The organism is Streptomyces sp. NPDC004542 (genome assembly GCF_040610035.1).
In the GTDB taxonomy this organism is placed as follows: domain Bacteria; phylum Actinomycetota; class Actinomycetes; order Streptomycetales; family Streptomycetaceae; genus Streptomyces.
In genome coordinates, this window is the sequence record NZ_JBEXLP010000056.1 from 19,572 (window position 1) to 38,535 (window position 18,964).

Below are 18,964 nucleotides of genomic sequence, written 5' to 3' on the forward strand. Positions count from 1 at the left end.
GCCGGTGCCGGCGGTACGCCCTGAGACGGGCCTGTCCTGCGCCCTGTCAGACGCAGGACGAGCCCCTTGGGTTACCTACGAGGCGCACTGGACCTTGTCCGCCGTCGACTTGTCGACCTTCGGTGCCTTGGTCGGGGTCGTGAGGGAGACACCCGCGCCCTTGAAGTCCTTGCCCAGGGTGAGCGTCATCGCGGGCAGCCCCTGGGAGTTGGTCACGCTCTTGCCGGGCTTCATGGCGGATCCGGACAGCCCCATGATGGCGGCCAGCCTGCGGGCCTGGGCCGCCTGGTCGGGCGCGTACTCCAGCGTGGTCCTGCTCAGTTCGGCGGGGGCGTTGCCCGCGTTCTCCGACCTCGTCACACCCTCGTCGTTCTGCAGCCAGTTGAGGACCGACTGCGCGCTGCCGGCCGCCGCTCCGCCGTTGAGGATGCGCACCCGCACGTCCGAGGCGGCGGCCTTGGTGCCCTTGAGGCGGGCGGCCTGCGCGTCCTTGGCCGCCTTCTTTTTCTTCTTGACGTCGCTGAAGGACACGTCGTTCTTGATCGCGTCGAAGACCGCGGGAGCCGTCGACCCGTCGAGGACGACGGTCGACTTGACCTTCTCGGCCGGGTTGTCCACGACGGGCACCGTGGTGAAGGTCAGGTTCTTCGGGTTGAGCTTGCCCAGCTCCAGACCCAGGTCCTTCAGCTTGCCGATGCTGTCCAGCTTGTCGTCGACGGTCAGTGCCTTGGTGCCGGCCTCGGCCAGCTTCAGCATCTTCGTCGGGCTGGTGAGCGTCGAGTTGGACTTCAGCTTGCGCATCAGCGCGCTCAGGAACTGCTGCTGGAGCCCGATCCGGCTCAGGTCGCCGCCGAACCCGACCGAGTGCCGGGTGCGCACGAACGCCAGCGCCTGCTCGCCCGAGATGTTGTGCGTGCCCTTCGACAGCTTCAGGTGCGAGTCCGCGTCGTCGATGTCCTTGCCCAGGCACACCTCGACCCCGCCGACCGCCGTGGTCAGCGTCTTGACCGCGTTGAAGTCGGCGACCATGAAGTCGTCCGGGGTGATCCCGGTGAGCTCGGTGACCGTGCGCATGGTGCAGCTCGGCGTGCGCCCGTCCTGGCCGAGGCTGGTGTTGAAGCGGACGTTCTCCGTGCCCGGGATGACCTTCTGGGAGCCGTCGGACTGCGTCGTCGGGCAGTCCGGGACGTTCACGATCAGGTCACGCGGGATGCTCAGCGCGGTGGCGTTCGTCCGGTCCTTGGAGAGGTGCAGCAGGATGTTGGTGTCGGCGTGCCCGACGCTGCCCGCGTCTCCGTAGCCCTCGTTGCCCTTTCCGGTGCGCTTGTCGGTGCCGATCAGCAGGATGTTGATCGCCTTGTCCTTGCTGAAGCCACCGGTGCCGGCGCCGTCGTCGGACACGGAGGTGATGTTGTCGTTCAGGTGCTTGATGTAGAGGTAGCCCGCGGCCGACACGGCGACCAGCACGAAGGCCATGGACCCACCGGTCCAGAGCAGTATCTTCTTCGCCTTGGACTTCTGTTTCACCGGCCGCCGGTTGCGGCGCCCCGGCGGCGGCTGCGGGGGACCTCCCCGGCGCCGGCGCGGTCCCGGAACCTCCGGCACGGGCTTGTCGCCGGTGCCGCCGTCCGGTTTCCCGCGCGCCGGCGCGGTGGTCCGGGCCCGCGCCGCGGTTCCCCCCGCGCTGCCGCGGGGAGAGCCGGATCTACGCGGTCCCGGTACCGTCGACTGCGGTGCGGAAGGAGCCAGTCGCAGTTCGTATTCGCCGGTGTTCGGATTGAGCACCCACTGGTCTGCGGGATCGATGTTGTCCGCCCGCCCACGGCCTTGCGCGTCCACGGTTGTCCGAATCCTCCGTCGGGGCCACGCGGCGCCTTTCCCCCCACCAGGCGCTCGGGTCACAGTCAATCAGTGCACGACCCCAGGACGGACCTCGCGGCCGGGTGCACCGGATCGCTCACACTATCCGCCCAGTTCAGCGTCAAGCGACGCCCGTGACAAATTCCACCTCCCTACAACTGGGCAATCCGCCGCATTCTTCTGGACAGGAGTACGGCTTTGGGGCGCGCTTTACTCGCAGCTGTCGTCGGCGGCGGTGGTTCCGCGGAAGGTCGGGGTGGGGGAGGGGGTGTTCCGCTGGTCCCCGGCGGGGTCCCCCGCGTGAGAATCCCGTGAGATTTCCCGCGCCACCGCCACGGGCTGGTCCGCCCGCAACCGCGCGAAGAGCTTCTCGGCCTCGGGTTCCACCAGCTGATCCCGATTGGCGTTGTAAACGTACGACTCCCTCGGAACAGTCAGGAAACGTACTTCTTCGGTAGGGATGTTCCGCAGACCGCGCACGAGTTGGTAAAGGCCGCGCAGGCTCGCCAGTTCCGGATCGGTGGTGAGCGAGGAGGTGGCCGCGTCCAGCACCGGATAGAGCTTGACCGGGTTCAGCAGGACGTCGTCGCTGCGCACCTTGCCGACGAGGGCCCCGAGGAACCGCTGCTGCCGGTCCATCCGGTCGGTGTCGCTGCCGTCGCCCAGGGACTTGCGGGCCCGTACGTAGCCGAGCGCCTGCTCCCCGTCGAGCGTCACCTTGCCCGCGGGCAGCCGCAGCTTGGCGTCCTTGTCGCGGACGGGCTCCTTCAGGCACACCTCCACGCCGTCCACGGCGTCGACCATGTCCTTGAAGCCGGTGAAGTCGACGACGACGTGGTGGTCGATCCGGATGCCCGTCAGCTTCTCCACGGTCCGGATGGCGCAGGCCGAACCACCTGTCTGGAAGGCGTAGTTGAGCATCGCGAAGGTCGGCTCGCCGCGGCCGCCGTCCGCCCGCCGGCAGCTCGGCACGTCCACCATCAGATCGCGGGGCAGGGACACTGCGGTGGCGCTGCGCCGGTCGGCGGCCAGGTGCAGCAGGATCGTGGTGTCGGACCGCTCGCTGCCCAGGTCCCGCCCGTACTCGGCGTTGCCGTCCCCCGCGCGCGTGTCCGATCCGATCAGCAGGATGTTCTGCGCGTCGCGCACCAGGGCCGTGGGCCGCTCCCGCTCGTACCGGGCGAGCTCGGCCGCCGCCGCCTCGTCGGGCGTGATGTTGGCGTTCAGCTTCGCGTACACCGCCCACCCGCCCCCGGCCGCGGCCACCACGAGGACCCCGGCCCCCAGGGCCGCCCCCCGCGCCCACCGCCGCCGGCGCCGTCGTGCCAGCCCCTCGCCCGTCGCGGCGGCGCCGGGGCCAGGGACGGGTCCGGAGGGCGTGCCTGCGGCGTCGGTCACGGCTGGCCCCCTCGTGGCGTACGCGCGTCATGTCCTGGCTCTTACGACCATGACGCCCGGGGCAGGCCGGGGGAGCCTCTTGCTGCTCCGAACGGGTGACCGTCGTGCGGCCCCCCTCAGTGGCGCGCGGCGGTCACCCGCTCACTCTCGATCCGCTTGGCCAGAGCCTCCTCGTCCAGCCGCTCCAGGTGCCGGCACAGCACCACGGAGCCGCCGGTGGCCAGCGGCGCGTACAGCCCCGCGCTCAGCCCTTCCCAGGTGTCGTACGGCAGCGCGGACAGCAGCCGGGACCCGGGCCCGGTGAGATCCAGCCCCGGGGCGTCCCGGACCGCCCGCTCCACCACCTCGGCACCCGTCAGCTCCGCCCCCGCGACGATCAGCGCCGGCTCCTCGGGATCCACCGGCGAGAACGGTGTGAAACGGTCGCCCTGGCCCGGCACTTCCACGGCGTAGTCGACGAAGCCCTGCGGGGGCTGCGGGAACCGCCCGCCGAGCGGCCGCAGCGCGAGCGCGATCCGCTCGCCGCGGCACGCCCGCGCCGCGTCCAGCGAGTCCGGCCCGCTGACGACGACGTCGGCCGCCGCCGGGTCGCCGGCCACGTCCGCGATCACGCCCACCGACGAGCACGCCAGCAGCCACACGGCCGTCTGCCAGTGGGCGGGCAGCAGCAGCGCGACCCGGTCGCCCGGCCCGGCGGCGAGGTCGCCCTGGAGGAGGTTGGCGGTCTTGGCCACCCAATTGGCGAAGGTGGCCACGGACAGTTCGACGCGTTCGCCCGTGGCGTCGTCGTAGAAGGTCACCAGCGGGCGTCCGGGATCCGCGGCGAGCGCGGATCGCAGCAGGTCGGCGGGGGTGCGATCGGTGGCGTTCACCCGCGCAAGCGTACGCGGCCGGGCGGTCCGGCACCGCGCGGCGGGGCCACCGGTTCGGCGGATCCCCAGCCGACGGACCGTCAGTTCCTAGATGGACAGATTCATATGACTATGTCGAAGATCAGTGGTATGCGTGGATTCCTCACTTCTTCGATCGGTATCTCCTCGATCGGCGTCTCCTCGGTCGGCGTCACCTGCGCGGCCGCCCTCGCCCTGCCGCTGACCGTGCCCGCCGCAGCCGCTCCCGCGAGACCCGCCGACGGGCGTGCCGTCGAATCCGCGGTCCCCGGCGCCACCCAGTCCCTGCCCCTGGTGCCCCTCGCCCGGGGCCGCGCCCGCGCCGCCGCCCCCGAACCGGGCCTGCACCGCGACCACGTACGGCACTTCTCGCTCCTCGGCGTCGTCTGGGACGACCCTGGCACCGAACTGCGCGGCCGTGTCCAGGTCCGTACCCGGGCCGCCGGCACCGGCAGATGGTCCGGCTGGCAGGACCTCGAGACGCACACCGCCGACCACGGCGCCGACCCGGGCGCGGCGGAACGCGCCCCCGGCCGGGTGCGCGGCGCCACCGCCCCGCTGTGGGTGGGGGATTCCGACGGGGTCGATGTACGCGTGCGGGCGGACGACAGGGACGGCGGCGAGGGGCACCGGGGCGGCGGGCGGGCGGGAGGAGCGGGTGGCCGGGGCCCAGCCGGCGGCACCGGCGCCCCCCTCCCCTCCGGACTGCGCCTGGAACTCGTCGACCCCGGCGACGCCCCGCCGCCCGGTGACGAGCCGCCGCCCGCCGACGCCGGCCCCGGTGACGAGCCGCCCCCCGCCGGGCCCCAGGCCGACCTCCCGGGCACCGTCACCCTGTCGGAGGCCGAGGCCGCCGCCTCCGCCGTCAACACCGACCTCGGACCCTTCGCCGCCACCGAGATCCCGGCCCTCGGCCGGGCCGACACCGAGATGCAGCTACTCGCCCTGCGCGGCGACCAGCTGACGGATGCCCAGCGCGGCAAGCCGCACATCGGACCGCGCCCGCGCATCGTGACCAGGCTCGGCTGGCACGCGGACGAGTCGCTGCGCGAGAAGGGGTTCGTCTACACGAAGAAGATCAAGGCGGCGTTCGTCCACCACACCGCCTCCGGCAACAACTACCGCTGCTCCCAGGCGCCGTCGGTCATCCGCGGTATCTACCGGTACCACGTCCGCAGCATGGGCTGGCGGGACATCGGCTACAACTTCCTCGTCGACAAGTGCGGAACCCTCTACGAGGGCCGCGCCGGGGGAGTGTCCAAGGCGGTCCGCGGCGCCCACACCCTCGGGTTCAACACCGACAGCATGGGCGTCGCCGTGATCGGCAGCTACGGCTCGAGCAAGCCGTCCTCCGCCGCGGTGAAGGCCGTCGCCCAGCTCGCCGCGTGGAAGCTCGGGCTGTACGGCGGCGATCCGCGCGGAAAGACATATCTCAAGTCGGGGGGTGGCAATCTGTACCCAAAGGGGAAGAACGTACGACTGAACGTGATCTCCGGCCATCGGGACGGATACGCCACCGACTGCCCGGGTAAGCGGCTCTACGCCAAGCTCGGCTCGGTCCGCTCCACCGCGGCGCGCTACCAGGGGCGCTGACGGGCCAAAAGCGCCCGCCCCTCGCCCTCGGGGCGGGCAGCCGGGGGAATCCGCGCGCCGATGGCGGGGACATCGCGCGGCCGTCGAGGGCGCTGTCGCACGGTCTGCATACACTGGCCGGCCGAAACACACTTCGGCCGGTCCCGGCAGGAAGCAGAGACGACAGGTGACAGAAGCGATCCTCCTGGTCGGCGGCAAAGGCACCCGGTTGCGCCCGCTCACGGTGCACACGCCCAAGCCGATGGTCCCGGCGGCCGGGGTGCCGTTCCTCACCCACCAGCTGGCCCGGGCCAGGGCGGCGGGCGTGGAGCACATCGTGCTCGCCACGAGCTACCTGGCCGAGGTCTTCGAGCCGTACTTCGGCGACGGTGCCGCGCTGGGTCTCCACATCGAGTACGTCACCGAGGAGGAGCCCCTCGGCACGGGCGGAGCCATCCGCAACGTGGCCTCCCGGCTGCGCTCCGGCCCCGACGAGCCGGTACTGATCTTCAACGGCGACATCCTGACCGGGCTGGACATCAGGGCGCTGGTGCGCACCCACGGGGACACGTCGGCGGACGTGTCCCTGCACCTCACCAAGGTGACCGATCCCCGCGCCTACGGCCTGGTCCCCACCGACGACACCGGCCGCGTGCTCGCCTTCCTGGAGAAGCCGCAGACGCCCGAGGAGATCGTCACCGACCAGATCAACGCCGGTGCGTACGTCTTCCGCCGCTCGGTCATCGACACCATCCCGGCGGGCCGGCCGGTGTCCGTGGAGCGCGAGACGTTCCCCGGTCTGCTGACGGCCGGGGCCCACCTCCAGGGCATGGTGGACTCGACGTACTGGCTCGACCTCGGCACGCCCGCGGCCTTCGTCCGCGGTTCGGCCGACCTGGTCCTGGGCCGGGCGCCGTCCCCGGCCGTCCCCGGCCGCTGCGGCGACCGCCTGATCCTGCCGACGGCCACGGTCGCGCCCGACGCCAAGCTGACGGGCGGCACGGTGGTGGGCGAGGGCGCGTTCGTCGCCGAGGGGGCCCGGGTCTTCGGCAGCGCGATCCTGCCGGGGGCCGTCATCGAGCCCGGCGCCGTCGTCACCGACTCCCTCATCGGCACCCGCGCCCGCGTCGGCGAGCGCTCCGTGCTCACCGGCACGGTGATCGGTGACGGCGCGGTCGTCGGGGCCGACAACGAACTGCGGGAGGGCGTGCGGGTGTGGTGCGACGCGCGGATTCCGGCGAGGGCGGTGCGGTTCTCCTCCGACCAGTAGCGCCGGCGGGACGAGGCCGAGGCGTCCGCCGAGCCGTCCGTTCACGGATGTGGACGCCTGCTCGTGGAACCGCCGCGGTGGGCTGCCTGGCCCAGGCCCTGGAACCGCGCGGTCGTTCCCTCCGGCCGTGCCGCGGGGCTGACGTTTCCCGGCGGGCCGCACGCGCGGGCCGCCGGGCAGGTCTCAGAGCCGGCCGATGTCCCCGACCGGCATCCGCGGAGCCCTCCGCGGCGGCACACGCCCGCTCAGCAGGATCAGCCGGGCTGCCCTGTGCCGCTGCCCCGCATAGGGCTCCAGCAACTCCAGCATCGCGGTGTCGTCCGCGTCCCGGTCCCCGGCCAGCGCCCAGCCGATGATTCCCGGCAGGTGCAGATCCCCCACCGTCACCGCGTCCGCCGCCCCGTGACTGCGCTGTACGGTCTCCGCGGACGTCCACGGCCCGATCCCCGGCACCACCTCCAGCCGTGCCTGCGCGGCCTCGGGCGGCATCCCGGTCGCCTCCTCCAGCCGGGCGGCGACCCGCACGGCCCGCAGGATCGTCGACGCCCGCTTGTTGTCGACCCCGGCCCGGTGCCACTCCCAGGAGGGGATCAGCGCCCACGTACGGGGCTCCGGCATCACGTACATCCGCCCGGGCGCGGGCCCCGGCGCCGGTTCCCCGAACTTCCGCACGAGCAGCCGCCACGCCCGGTACGCCTCGACCGTCGTGACCTTCTGCTCCAGGACCGACGGGATCAACGACTCCAGCACCAGGCCCGTCCGCGTCAGACGCAGTCCCGGCCGCCGGTGCCGGGCCGCCGCCACCACGCGGTGCCGGGGCGCGAACGCGGCGGGATCGTCGGCGGCACCGAGCAGCTCCGGCAACCGCTCCAGCAGCCATTCGGCCCCCGGCCCCCACGCTTGACCGCGTACCTCGCCGCCGTACACCGACACCCGCAGGGTCCCCGGCCCGGCGGGCGTCCGGCTGGCCCGCCACACAGACCCGTCCGGCGTCGCGCGGAAGGTCGGATCCCCGGGGCCGCGCCTCAGCGGCCCGAGCACCAGCCCGAGATCGAGTGGCCCGTCCGGCACCCAGGTCCGTACCCGCCCCGGCCCGGCGGACTGCCGGGGCACCCCGGCGGGCACGGCGACATCCCCACCGCGCACGGTCGTACGCGTGGGGCGCGGAGCGAAACGTCCTGCCACGAATGAGATCCCTGGGCTGTCGGAGCTGTGTTACGAGACTAGGGCCCCTGTCATAAGACCGGTCAGCGCACCTCGATGAACGTCCCCGCATCCCGCTCCGGCCGGGGCCGCGGCTCCCCGGCCTGATGCCCGACCGCCACCGCTCCCATCGGATCCCAGTGCGCGGGCAGGTCCAGCACCTCGCGCACCACGTCCCGGCAGAACATCGTCGACGACACCCAGGCCGACCCCAGCCGCTCGCCGGCCAGCGCGACCAGGAAGTTCTGCACCCCGGCTCCGGTGGCGACGACGAACATCTCCCGTTCGGCGCCGTCCCGCCGCGCGTCCCCGTAGGTGTGCGAGCCGTCCATCACGAGGCACGGCACCACGAGGTACGGCGCGCCCCGCAGCACGTCGCCGCGCCGCACCCGCTTGCGGATCGACTCCTCGGTCTTTCCGTCCCGCCGCAGGTCGGCGATCCAGGCGTCCCGCATGGCGTCGAGCAGCCGGGTGCGTGACGCCTTCGACTCCAGCAGCACGAACCGCCACGGCGTCGTGTGGTGCGGCGCCGGTGCGGTCACCGCCGCCGCCACCGCCCGCCGTACCGCCCCGGGGTCGACCGGCTCGTCGGTGAAGGCCCGCACCGTACGCCGCTGGGTCACCGCTTCCCGGACCGCCTCGGAGGTGCCCAGCCGGAACATGTCGTCGCGCGCGCCGCGCACCATGGCGCGCGCCCCCGCGCCGTCGTCGGCCACGGTGTGCGGCAGCCCGCGCACCACCGCGACGGGCAGTCCGGCGGCCTTGCCCTTGACCAGGTCACCGGCGGCGGCGAGTTCGTCCGCCGTGGCGACGACGGTGGCGGAGAGCGGATTGCCGTACGCGTCCGTGCCCCCGCGCAGGTCGTCCAGCACGCGCACGCCCGCGGCGCCGATCGCGACGTCCGTGAGCCCCGCGCGCCAGGGTCGCCCGAAGGTGTCGGTGACGAGCACCCCGACGTCGACGCCGAGCACCTCGCGCAGCCCCTCCCGGATGGCCCGCGCGGAGGCGTCCGGGTCCTCGGGCAGCAGCAGCACCGTCCCGGAGGGGGTGTTGGAGGCGTCTACCCCGGCGGCCGCCATGACCAGGCCCTGCCGGTTCTCGACGATCCGCAGCGGGCCGCGCCGCGCCACCACCCGCACGGTCTCGGCGTCGATCGCGGCCTCCCGGTCGGCCGCCTCGACGATCCGGCCCTCCGCCTTGGACACGATCTTCGAGGTGACGAGCAGCACGTCCCCGTCGGCCAGCCCCGGCTCGGCCCCGGCTATCACCTTGGCGAGGTCGTCGCCCCGCTGCACCTCCGGGATCCCGGGGACGGCCCAGACCCGGTACCCGGGCACGGCACCGCCGTCCGGCCGCACCGACATGTCGCCGCTCACGCCCGCCGCACCTCCTCCGCCAGCGTCAGCGCCTCCTGGGCCATCCGCGCGGCCGCGTCGACGTCGGTCATCATCAGCGGTACGGCCCGGCAGCGGATGCCGGCCGCCTCGACCCGGTCGACCACGCCCGCGTCCACGGTGTCCACCAGCCAGCCGTCGAGCAGGCCGGAGCCGTAGTGCTCGGCCACCGCCGCGGCCGTGGACTCGACGCCGACCGCCGCGAGCACCTTGTCGGCCATCCCGCGCACGGGCGCGTCCCCGACGATGGGGGACAGGCCCACCACCGGCACGCCGGCGTCGGCGATCGCCTCCCGGACACCGGGCACGGCGAGGATCGTCCCGATGGACACGACCGGGTTGGACGGCGGGAACAGCACGACGTCCGCTTCCGCGATGGCCTCCAGCACACCCGGCGCCGGCTTGGACTGCTCGGCGCCGACGGGCACGACCGCCTCCGCCGGGACCGAGGCCCGCAGCCGCACCCAGTACTCCTGGAAGTGGACCGCCTTGCGCTCGCCGTCCACCTCGACCGCCACATGCGTCTCCACGCGGTCGTCGGTCATCGGGATCAGCCGCACGCCCGGCTTCCAGCGGTCGCACAGCGCCTCGGTCACGGCGCTCAGCGGATAACCCGCGCTCAGCATCTGCGTCCGCACGATGTGCGTGGCGAAGTCCCGGTCACCGAGCCCGAACCACCCGGGCCCGGCCCCGTACGCGGCGAGTTCCTCCTTGAGGTGGAACGTCTCGTCCGCCCGTCCCCAGCCCTGCTCCTCGTTGATGCCGCCGCCGAGCGTGTACATCACCGTGTCGAGGTCCGGGCAGACCTTCAGCCCGAAGAGGTGGATGTCGTCGCCGGTGTTGCCGATGACCGTGACGTCCGCGTCCGGCACGGCCTGCCTCAGACCGCGCAGGAACCGGGCACCACCGATACCGCCTGCCAGAACCACAATGCGCATGGAAGCAGTCTTGCAGGCGGGTACGACAACGACGACAACGCCTCAGGCGGTCACCGGGCGGGGCTCGCCCCGTCCCTCGCAGTGCGGGGACGCGGGGGACTCCCCGGCCGGGCGAAGCCGGGACTGGGGGAGCATCGGCATCTCCGTCAGGCCCGGGTAGTACACGTGCAGGCTGACCGCCGGCTCCAGCGCGTCGTTGGCGACCTCGTGCGCGTACCCCGGAGCGAACACCCGCTGTCCTCCCGCGCCCAGCACGCGCGTGGCCCGTTCGGTCCGCTCGGTCAGCGTGCCCCGCAGGACGGTCAGCACGCCGGAGGAGGGGCCGTGGCCGTGCAGGCCGGTGCCCTGACCCGGCACCCAGGACAGCAGCCACACCTCGTAGCCCGGGCCGGTGCGCAGCCGGTGGTACCAGCGGGTCGTCGCGTCGTACTGGACGAGGTGCGCCCACTGGGAGCGGTCGGCGGCGATGTCACGGGCCAGGCCGACGAACTCGGCGACGGTGGCAGGGTGCTCGCGCGGGGCCTGGAGCAGGTGCGGGACTTCGAGGATGTCGCCGGCGATCTGGAGGTCGTTGTCGCTGTTCATGGGGGTGCGGTGGGTCCTCGGCGGATGAGTGGGGCCAGGGATGGATGCAACGCAGCCGAGCCCGGAAGGACTCAGGAGCAGCCGGAGCGGTACGGAAGGCTCAACAGCTGGGACAGCAGCAACAGCTACAGCGGGCGCGGGCAGCACCGAGGGACCCGGCGGGGCGGGTCGAGGTGAGTGCCAAGTGCGCGAGCATGCCCACAAGGACAGCGGTTCACACCTCGCATGTCAACTCGGCACCCGGAATGTGGGACCTGTTTCACCTCATCCGGTTCATTCCTGAGGTGAAAGGTTTGCTCATCGGGTTGCCGGGACACATGGCGTCCATCCGGGCGCGCGAGCCTCGTCGGAACGCGATCGAACTCCTGGGCGTCCTTCTCCGTACAGGTGACTGTGTGGGGCGGGGGGTCCGTCCGGGCCCCTTCTGCGTGTCAAGGTTTATGGCGATTTGAACACTTTCCGCTCGGCCTTGGTTCCGCAGAGTGAATAACGGGCCCAATAGCAGATCTCGGCTTGACTCTCCCGGAGCGGCACACTTGTAATTTCACTCGTGTCGTTCAGCCGGAATCGGTAACGGCCACGACCACGGGGACGCGAAAGACAGACGAGGGGCGCACATGACCGAGCTGGTGCAGCAACTGCTGGTCGACGACGCGGACGAGGAACTCGGCTGGCAGGAGCGCGCGCTGTGCGCCCAGACCGACCCCGAGTCCTTCTTCCCCGAGAAGGGCGGCTCCACCAGAGAGGCCAAGAAGGTCTGCCTCGCCTGCGAGGTGCGCTCCGAGTGCCTCGAGTACGCCCTCTCCAACGACGAGCGATTCGGCATCTGGGGCGGCCTGTCCGAGCGCGAGCGGCGCCGCCTGAAGAAGGCCGCGGTCTGACGCGGACGAAGACCCGGCACAGGTACATACGACGGCAAACGGCGTGAACGGCCCGTCGCGAGTGGGTTGTCCACAGGCGGCGGGCCGCCGTCGTGCCCAGCCGATAGTGTGGGCGCTCGTCCGAGACGCCTCGCCACCCCCAGGGGACGCGGGCGTCCACCGCAGTCCACCGAACCGGGGCCCGTACCTCGATGTCCGTGCACAGCCATACGGCAGCCCACCAAGCCGCAACCGGCCCGGCCGCGTTCGACCCGGCCCGCCCGGCCGCGTTCGACCCGGCCCGCCCGGCCGCGTTCGACCCGGCCCGCCCGCCCGAGTTCCCGCGCCACGTAGTCACCGCGGTGCTCGTCTCCCACGACGGCGCCCGCTGGCTGCCCGACGCGCTCGCCGGGCTGCTCGGCCAGGAGCGCCCCGTCCAGTCCGCCGTGGCCGCCGACACCGGCAGCGCGGACGACTCCGCCCAGCTGGTCACCGAGGCGCTCGGTGCCGACCGCGTGCTGCACCTGGCCCGCCGCACCGGCTTCGGTCAGGCCGTCGAGGAGGCGGCCCGCTCCGCGCCCATGCTCACCCCGGACGAACTGCCGTACCTCAAGCGCCCCAGCGGCTGGGACCCCGTCACGCGCTCGTGGCGCGACGACGCCTACGACCTGCCCGACCTGCCGTACGGCGAGCCGATCCAATGGCTGTGGCTGCTGCACGACGACTGCGCCCCCGAACCCGACGCCCTCGCCGAACTGCTGCGCGTGGTCGACAACGAACTGGAGCTCGGCCGCGACGACGTGGCCGTCGTCGGCCCCAAGCTGCGCGGCTGGTACGACCGCCGCCAGCTGCTCGAGGTGGGCGTCAGCATCGCCGACTCCGGCCGCCGCTGGACCGGCCTGGACCGCAGGGAACAGGACCAGGGACAGCACGACCACGTCCGGCCCGTGCTGTCGGTGTCCACCGCCGGCATGCTCGTCCGCCGCGACGTCTTCGAGCAACTCGGCGGCTTCGACCGGCGGCTGCCCCTGATGCGCGACGACGTCGACCTGTGCTGGCGTGCCCACACGGCCGGTCACCGCGTCCTCGTCGCCCCCGAAGCCGTCGTCCGGCACGCGGAGGCCGCCTCCCGCGAGCGCCGCACCGTCGACTGCGTGGGCCGCACCGCCGCCTCCCCGCACAAGGTCGACAAGGCGGGCGCCGTCTACACCCTGCTCGTCAACGCCCGTACGGCCGCGCTGCCCTGGATCCTGCTGCGGCTCGTGCTCGGCACCCTCCTCAGGACCGTCGCCTACCTCGTCGGCAAGGTCCCCGGACAGGCCGTCGACGAGATCCGCGGCCTGCTGAGCACGCTCCTGCGGCCCGAGCGGATCATCGCCGGGCGCCGCAGACGCGGCCGCCCGCAGGTCGACAAGGGCGAACTGCGGCCCCTGTTCCCACCGCCCGGCGCGACCGTGCGGGCCACCGTGGAACAGGTCGCCGGCAACGTCTTCGGCGGCTCCGACGCCGAGGTGTCCTCCGCCGGACGGCACGGCGGCGCCGTCGAATCGGGCCCCGGCGGCGACGACGCCGACTTCCTGGAGATCGAGCAGTTCGCCCGCCTCAAGCGCATCGCCCGCAAACCCGGCCCGGTGCTCTTCCTGGTGCTGCTGCTCGTGTCGTTCGCCGCCTGCCGGAACCTGCTCGGCGGCGGCGCGCTCGCGGGCGGCGCCCTGCTGCCCGCCCCGGCCGACTCCGGTGAACTGTGGTCGCGCTACCTGGACGCCTGGCACCCGGTCGGCGCCGGCGGCACCCCGTCCGCCCCGCCCTACCTCGCCATCGTGGCGATGCTGGCCTCCGCGTTCCTCGGCTCCACCGGTCTCGCCGTCACCGTCCTGCTGGTCTGCTCGGTGCCGCTGGCCGGGTTCACCGCCTACTTCGCCTCCCGCCCGCTGGTCACCTCCCGCCTGCTGCGCGCGTGGGCGGCCGTCGCCTACGCCTTCCTGCCCGCCGCCACCGGCGCCCTCGCCGGAGGCCGCGTCGGCACCGCCGTCCTCGCCGTACTGCTGCCGCTCATCGCGCGCGCGGGCATCGCGGCCAGTGGCCTCGCCGGTGCTGTGGGAGCACGCGGCAGTTGGCGCGCCACCTGGGCATACGCGCTGCTGCTGACCCTCGCCACCGCGTTCACGCCGATCGTGTGGCCCATCGCGCTGGTCCTGGGGCTCGGCGTGCTGGCCGTGCGCCGCCGCGAGCCCGTCGCCCACGGCCTGCGCTTCCTCGCCCAGCTGGGCACCCCGCTGCTGGTCCTCGCGCCCTGGTCGCTGACCCTTTTGCCGTTCGGCTTCTTCAAGGAGGCCGGACTGGAATACGGCTCCTCCGCCGCCACGGCTCTGGACCTGCTCGGCGCCAGCCCCGGCGGACCCGGCACGGTGGACGGGCTGATGCTCATCGGCATCGTGCTGGCCGCGCTCGCCGCCCTGCTGCGCTCCGAACGTCAGTCGGGGATCCGGACGGCCTGGGCGGTCGCCCTGGTGGGCCTCGTCTTCGCGGTCCTGTCCAACAGCTCCACCTGGGCCGGCCCCGCCACCCTCGTCTACGGCATCGCCCTCCTGGCCGCCGCCGCGCTCGGCGCCGACGGGGCACGCGCGCGCGTGGCCGAGCAGAGCTTCGGCTGGCGCCAGCCGGTCGCCGCGCTGATCGCCTTCGCCTCGGCCGCGGGCCCGCTGCTCGTCGCCGCCGGCTGGATGATCGGCGGCGCCGACGGGCCCGTGGAGCGGCGCGACCCCGTGCAGGTGCCCGCGTTCGTCGCCGAGGACAGCGGCACCCGCGACCAGGCCCGCACCCTGGTCCTCGACAGCGACTCCACCGCGCGCGTGAGCTACAGCCTCGTGCGCGGCTCCGGCGCCCGCATGGGCGACGCCGAACTGGCCGCCGCCGGCGGCGAGAACGGCAAGCTGGACAAGGTCGTCGCCAACCTGGTCGCCGGCTCCGGCGCCGACCAGGCCGACCAGCTCGGCAAGTTCGCCGTCCGCTACGTCCTGGTCCACAAGGGCGCGCCCCGCGAGATCAGCCGCGTCCTGGACGCCACCCCCGGCCTGAGCCGGCTCAGCCAGCAGGGCGGCAGCGCCCTGTGGCGCATCGACCAGGAGGTGTCGCGCGCCACCATCGTGGCCGCCTCCGGTTCCGCCGCCGCCGAGCCCGTCGCCGCCGGACCCGTAGAGATCCACACCACGATCCCCTCCGGCGCCGACGGCCGCATCCTGCGCCTGGCCGACTCCACCGCCGACGGCTGGACGGCCACCCTGGACGGCAAGCCGCTGACCCGCACCACGGTCGACGGCTGGGCCCAGGGCTTCGAACTCCCCTCCTCCGGCGGGAGACTGGACGTCACCTACGACGCCCCGATCGGCCACACCGTCTGGCTGTGGACCCAGGGCGCGCTCGCCGTCGTCCTGATCGTGCTCGCCCTGCCCGGCCGCCGCCGCGACGTCGACGACGACCTGCCCGAGGAGCAGCCCGTCCCCACCGAGGCCACCGGCGGCGAAGGCCGCCGCGCCCGCCGCCTGCGCGCCCAGGCGGAGGCCGAGGAGGCCGGGGAACTGGCGGAGTCGGAGGGGACCGGGGGGACCGACACGGGAGACCCGGGTGCCCTGCCTTCCCCGCCCCAGGAGCCGGTCGCCGTACCCCACCAGCAGTCCTACGACATGGGGGTGCCCCCGGGCGAGGACGGGGGAGCCTGGGGGAGTGATCCGGCCGGCTACGCGGGCGCCGAGTACGGCGGCTACGGAGCCGACCAGTACCAGAGTGCCCCGCAGTACCCGGGCGCATACGACCAGCAGGCATACCAGGCCGACCCCTACCAGGCCGACCCCTACCGGTCCGATCCGCATCAGGGCGGTCAGTACGACCCGTACGCGTACGGCGGTACGGACCCGCAGGCGCCGTACGACCCCACGTACCAGCAGGGCTACGACCCGGGGTACGACCCGGCGCAGCACGACCCCCACGGCACCGGCAGTGAGCGCCCCGACGGGAGCCAGCAGTGAACCGCACCACCCTGTCCCTGATCGCCGGCACGGCCGCGCTCGCCGCCGTCACCGGGTTCGCCGCGCTCAACACACCGGACGCGTCCGGTGCCGGCCCGGCCGGCACGGCGGCCCGCCTGCCGGTGGAGCGCACGAGCCTGCTGTGCCCGGCGCCGAGCCTCTCCGACATCGCCGAGACGTCGTACACGTCCTTCACGCCGGTCACCCAGGGCGCGGCGAGCGGCGGCAAGGCCGAACTCCTGGCGGCCACCGAGCAGTCGGCCGACGGCGCGGACGCCTCGGCGTCCGGGAAGGGCGCCAAGAGCGGCAAGGACGCCAAGGAGAAGACCGCCAAGCCGGTCCTGACGCCCAAGGACCCCGGCACGCCCGTGACCGGGGACACCTCCGGCGGGGACGCGCCCGCACTGATCGGCACCGCCGAGGGGAAGGCCGCGCCGGGCTGGACCGTCCAGGAGACCACCGAGGTCGCCGCGGGCACCGGCCGAGGCCTTCAGGGCGTCAACTGCTCTGCCCCGGACACGGAGTTCTGGTTCCCGGGCGCCAGCACCGCGGCCGGCCGCACCGACTACGTGCACCTCACCAACCCCGACGACAGCGCCGCCGTCGTCGACATCGAGCTCTACGGCAAGGACGGCTCCCTGAAGTCCACGCTGGCCGACGGCCTCACCGTCCAGCCGCACGCCAGTGAGCCGGTCCTGCTGTCCACGCTCACCGACGAGAAGCAGGACGACCTCACCGTGCACGTCAGCGTGCGCAGCGGACGGGTCGGGGCGGCCGTGCAGGCCCTGGACGACAAGCTGGGCGGGGACTGGCTGGCCGCCTCCGCCGACCCGGCGCCCGATCTGGTCCTGCCCGGCATCCCCAAGGACGCCACCGCCGTCCGCCTGATCGCCTTCACCCCCGGCGACGCAGACGCGGACCTGAAGGTGCGCCTCGCCTCCCCCGACGGCATGATCACCCCCGCCGGCAACGAGACGCTGCACGTGAAGTCGGGCATGACCACGGCGGTCGACCTCGGTGACGTCACCCGGGGCGAGGCCGGCTCCCTGGTCCTCACCCCCGCCGACCGGTCCGTCCCGGTGGTCGCCGCGCTGCGGGTCGTACGCGGCGAGGGCACCAAGCAGGAAACGGCCTTCATCCCCGCCACCGGCCCCATCGGCACGCGCGCGACCTCCGCCGACAACAGCGGCAGGAACAGCACCCTCGCGCTGACCGCGCCCACGGCCACCGCCCGGGTCAAGGTCACCGCGTCCGCGGGCAGCGAGGGCGGCACGGCGGCCTCGAAGACCTACACGATCAAGTCCGGTACCACCCAGGACATCACCGCGCCCGTCCCGGCCGGCCTCAAGGGCACCTACGCCCTCACGGTCGAACGCCTCTCCGGTGGCCCCGTCCACGGCTCCCGCACCCTCGCGGCCACCGAGGACGGCGTCCCCGGCTTCACCATCCAGACCCTCCCGGACGACCGGGGAACGGTGTCGGTACCGCAGGCGCACGAAGACCTGGCGGTACTGCAGAAGTAGGGACGAGCGCACCGGCCGTGGCCGCCGCACCCGGCGCTGGCCACGGCCGCCGGGCCGCCCGCGGTCGCGGGCAGTCGTGCGAACGCCGGACCGGGAAACCCCGGACCCCCGCTCAGTCCTCCCCGTACCGGGGATCCACCGTCTCGGGAGTCAGCCCCAGCAACTCCGCCACCTGCTCCACCACGACCTCGTGCACGAGCGCGGCCCGCTCGTCCCGCCCCTTGGTCCGGATCTCCACCGGCCGCCGGTAGACGACGACCCGCGCCCGCCGCCCGTCCCGCGCCGGAATGGTCCCGCCCAGCGGCACCGCCTCGTCGCTCCACCCGTCCACCGCCCGCCCGTCCAGCCGCGGCACCTCGAGCACCATGAAGTCGATCTCCGCCAGTTGCGGCCACCGCCGTTCGAGGCGCTCCACGGAGTCCTGCACCAGATCGGCGAAGACATCGGCACGGCTGGCCGCCAGCGGCACCTGCGGCGGCGCGATCGGCCCGCGCATGCCCCGCCCGTGGCGATCACGACGACGGGGCCCGGGGCCGGCGGCACGGGGCGGTACACGGTTGTCCATCACTGGTGAAGCGTAGTCCCCGCGCGGTCCGCCCGCCCTGCTCCACGCGACAGCGGGACGCCCACCGCCCCGGCGACCGGTCACCTCCGCCGGTGCCCGGCACGCCCTGTCACCGGACGACCGTTCCGGCCAAACCGGACTCGTTTCCGTATCTCTACGAGTCTCTACGAGACCGGCCGACTCAAGACATTTGACGGTGTTAGTACCGGATCGTGACCGCCCGCAGAACCGTCCGATACCTCGGACAGGGGCGTCCGCGCAGGTCAGCAGCACACGCCCGGAGAGGCGTGTGGGGCGTTTCACATGACGACACGGTGGGGTGACCTGGGGGAGAGTCGTCGCGGCCCGCTCAAGAGTGCGGTACCGTCCATCGTCGTGAGCCCTGTACGTCGCTGTTCGCGCACCGCCTGCGGCCGACCCGCCGTCGCGACGCTGACGTACGTCTACGCCGACTCGACCGCGGTCCTCGGCCCGCTCGCCACCTACGCCGAACCCCACTGTTACGACCTGTGCGCCGAGCACTCCGAGCGCCTCACCGCCCCGCGTGGCTGGGAGGTCGTGCGCCTCCTCGACGGCTCCGCCCCGGCCCGGCCCACCGGCGACGACCTGGAAGCGCTGGCCAATGCCGTGCGTGAGGCGGCCCGCCCCCAGGAACGGGCGGCCGAGGCGGGTGGCGGCGGTGGACGACGCGCCGCGGATCCGATGGAGGTCGCCCGCCGCGGCCACCTGCGCGTGCTGCGCTCCCCGGACAACTGAGGCCGTACTCCACCGCATCCCGCTGTTCCCACCCTTTTCCTGCCTTTACCGCCTTTCCCGGCCTTTCCCGCCGTTTGCGGTAACGGCGTGCGGACGGCTGGGCTTCCGCGCGCCGGACCACCGCC

Annotated in this window: 14 protein-coding genes; 6 read left to right on the plus strand and 8 right to left on the minus strand. The window is 73.3% G+C overall.

Annotated features, from left to right (window positions below; all coding sequences use genetic code 11):
* Nucleotides 1–75: 75 nt before the first annotated feature.
* The 3 genes from ABZX30_RS25920 to ABZX30_RS25930 all read right to left on the minus strand — a co-directional run bounded on the left by ABZX30_RS25920 (nucleotide 76) and on the right by ABZX30_RS25930 (nucleotide 4,130).
* On the minus strand, nucleotides 76–1,839 hold the full coding sequence (locus tag ABZX30_RS25920; RefSeq protein ID WP_355937495.1) for an LCP family protein: 1,764 nt from the start codon (nucleotides 1,837–1,839) through the stop codon (nucleotides 76–78).
* Between the two features lie 231 nt (nucleotides 1,840–2,070).
* Complete coding sequence (locus tag ABZX30_RS25925; protein WP_355937497.1) at nucleotides 2,071–3,258, minus strand: LCP family protein; 1,188 nt, start codon at nucleotides 3,256–3,258, stop codon at nucleotides 2,071–2,073.
* Between the two features lie 116 nt (nucleotides 3,259–3,374).
* Nucleotides 3,375–4,130: a TIGR03089 family protein gene (locus ABZX30_RS25930; RefSeq protein ID WP_355937499.1), complete on the minus strand. Its 756-nt coding sequence runs from the start codon at nucleotides 4,128–4,130 to the stop codon at nucleotides 3,375–3,377.
* Between the two features lie 129 nt (nucleotides 4,131–4,259).
* On the opposite strand from ABZX30_RS25930, the gene ABZX30_RS25935 reads away from it, so the two are divergent.
* Both ABZX30_RS25935 and ABZX30_RS25940 read left to right on the plus strand, forming a co-directional pair.
* Nucleotides 4,260–5,741, plus strand: coding sequence for a peptidoglycan recognition protein (locus ABZX30_RS25935; protein ID WP_355937500.1), 1,482 nt, complete (start codon nucleotides 4,260–4,262; stop codon nucleotides 5,739–5,741).
* 166 nt (nucleotides 5,742–5,907) lie between these two features.
* Complete coding sequence (locus ABZX30_RS25940) at nucleotides 5,908–6,990, plus strand: NDP-sugar synthase (protein WP_355937502.1); 1,083 nt, start codon at nucleotides 5,908–5,910, stop codon at nucleotides 6,988–6,990.
* 183 nt (nucleotides 6,991–7,173) lie between these two features.
* On the opposite strand, the gene ABZX30_RS25945 is transcribed toward ABZX30_RS25940, so the two are convergent.
* The 4 genes from ABZX30_RS25945 to ABZX30_RS25960 all read right to left on the minus strand — a co-directional run bounded on the left by ABZX30_RS25945 (nucleotide 7,174) and on the right by ABZX30_RS25960 (nucleotide 11,110).
* The gene (locus ABZX30_RS25945) at nucleotides 7,174–8,175 is read right to left on the minus strand and encodes a DNA-3-methyladenine glycosylase 2 family protein (protein WP_355937504.1); all 1,002 of its coding nucleotides are present in this window, start codon (nucleotides 8,173–8,175) and stop codon (nucleotides 7,174–7,176) included.
* Nucleotides 8,176–8,237: 62 nt separating this feature from the next.
* A complete protein-coding gene (locus tag ABZX30_RS25950; protein WP_355937535.1) occupies nucleotides 8,238–9,557 on the minus strand; it encodes a coenzyme F420-0:L-glutamate ligase in 1,320 nt (439 codons plus the stop codon).
* 8 nt (nucleotides 9,558–9,565) lie between these two features.
* Nucleotides 9,566–10,525: a 2-phospho-L-lactate transferase gene (gene cofD, locus ABZX30_RS25955; RefSeq protein ID WP_355937505.1), complete on the minus strand. Its 960-nt coding sequence runs from the start codon at nucleotides 10,523–10,525 to the stop codon at nucleotides 9,566–9,568.
* A 42-nt stretch (nucleotides 10,526–10,567) separates the two neighbouring features.
* Nucleotides 10,568–11,110, minus strand: a complete 543-nt coding sequence (locus ABZX30_RS25960; RefSeq protein WP_355937507.1) for a cysteine dioxygenase family protein — start codon at nucleotides 11,108–11,110, stop codon at nucleotides 10,568–10,570.
* 617 nt (nucleotides 11,111–11,727) lie between these two features.
* Between ABZX30_RS25960 and ABZX30_RS25965 the strand changes: the two genes are divergently transcribed.
* The 3 genes from ABZX30_RS25965 to ABZX30_RS25975 all read left to right on the plus strand — a co-directional run bounded on the left by ABZX30_RS25965 (nucleotide 11,728) and on the right by ABZX30_RS25975 (nucleotide 17,518).
* Entirely contained in the window at nucleotides 11,728–11,991 is a 264-nt protein-coding gene (locus tag ABZX30_RS25965; protein WP_132852983.1) for a WhiB family transcriptional regulator, read from the plus strand.
* A gap of 191 nt (nucleotides 11,992–12,182) precedes the next feature.
* Complete coding sequence (locus ABZX30_RS25970; protein ID WP_355937509.1) at nucleotides 12,183–15,995, plus strand: glycosyltransferase; 3,813 nt, start codon at nucleotides 12,183–12,185, stop codon at nucleotides 15,993–15,995.
* A complete protein-coding gene (locus ABZX30_RS25975) occupies nucleotides 15,992–17,518 on the plus strand; it encodes a DUF5719 family protein (protein ID WP_355937511.1) in 1,527 nt (508 codons plus the stop codon). The genes ABZX30_RS25970 and ABZX30_RS25975 overlap by 4 nt, the downstream gene beginning before the upstream one ends.
* A gap of 112 nt (nucleotides 17,519–17,630) precedes the next feature.
* On the opposite strand, the gene ABZX30_RS25980 is transcribed toward ABZX30_RS25975, so the two are convergent.
* A complete protein-coding gene (locus tag ABZX30_RS25980) occupies nucleotides 17,631–18,083 on the minus strand; it encodes a metallopeptidase family protein (protein ID WP_355937536.1) in 453 nt (150 codons plus the stop codon).
* Between the two features lie 303 nt (nucleotides 18,084–18,386).
* Here ABZX30_RS25980 and ABZX30_RS25985 point away from each other — a divergent pair, with 303 nt between their 5' ends.
* Entirely contained in the window at nucleotides 18,387–18,839 is a 453-nt protein-coding gene (locus ABZX30_RS25985; RefSeq protein WP_355937513.1) for a DUF3499 domain-containing protein, read from the plus strand.
* Nucleotides 18,840–18,964: the final 125 nt, after the last annotated feature.

Coding starts and splice junctions, on each gene's coding strand:
- ABZX30_RS25935 (WP_355937500.1), top strand. CDS start 4,260: ATGCGTGGATTCCTCACTTCTTCGATCGGTATCTCCTCGATCGGCGTC.
- ABZX30_RS25950 (WP_355937535.1), bottom strand. CDS start 9,557: ATGTCGGTGCGGCCGGACGGCGGTGCCGTGCCCGGGTACCGGGTCTGG.
- cofD (WP_355937505.1), bottom strand. CDS start 10,525: ATGCGCATTGTGGTTCTGGCAGGCGGTATCGGTGGTGCCCGGTTCCTG.
- ABZX30_RS25960 (WP_355937507.1), bottom strand. CDS start 11,110: ATGAACAGCGACAACGACCTCCAGATCGCCGGCGACATCCTCGAAGTC.
- ABZX30_RS25965 (WP_132852983.1), top strand. CDS start 11,728: ATGACCGAGCTGGTGCAGCAACTGCTGGTCGACGACGCGGACGAGGAA.
- ABZX30_RS25970 (WP_355937509.1), top strand. CDS start 12,183: ATGTCCGTGCACAGCCATACGGCAGCCCACCAAGCCGCAACCGGCCCG.
- ABZX30_RS25980 (WP_355937536.1), bottom strand. CDS start 18,083: ATGGACAACCGTGTACCGCCCCGTGCCGCCGGCCCCGGGCCCCGTCGT.
- ABZX30_RS25985 (WP_355937513.1), top strand. CDS start 18,387: ATGACGACACGGTGGGGTGACCTGGGGGAGAGTCGTCGCGGCCCGCTC.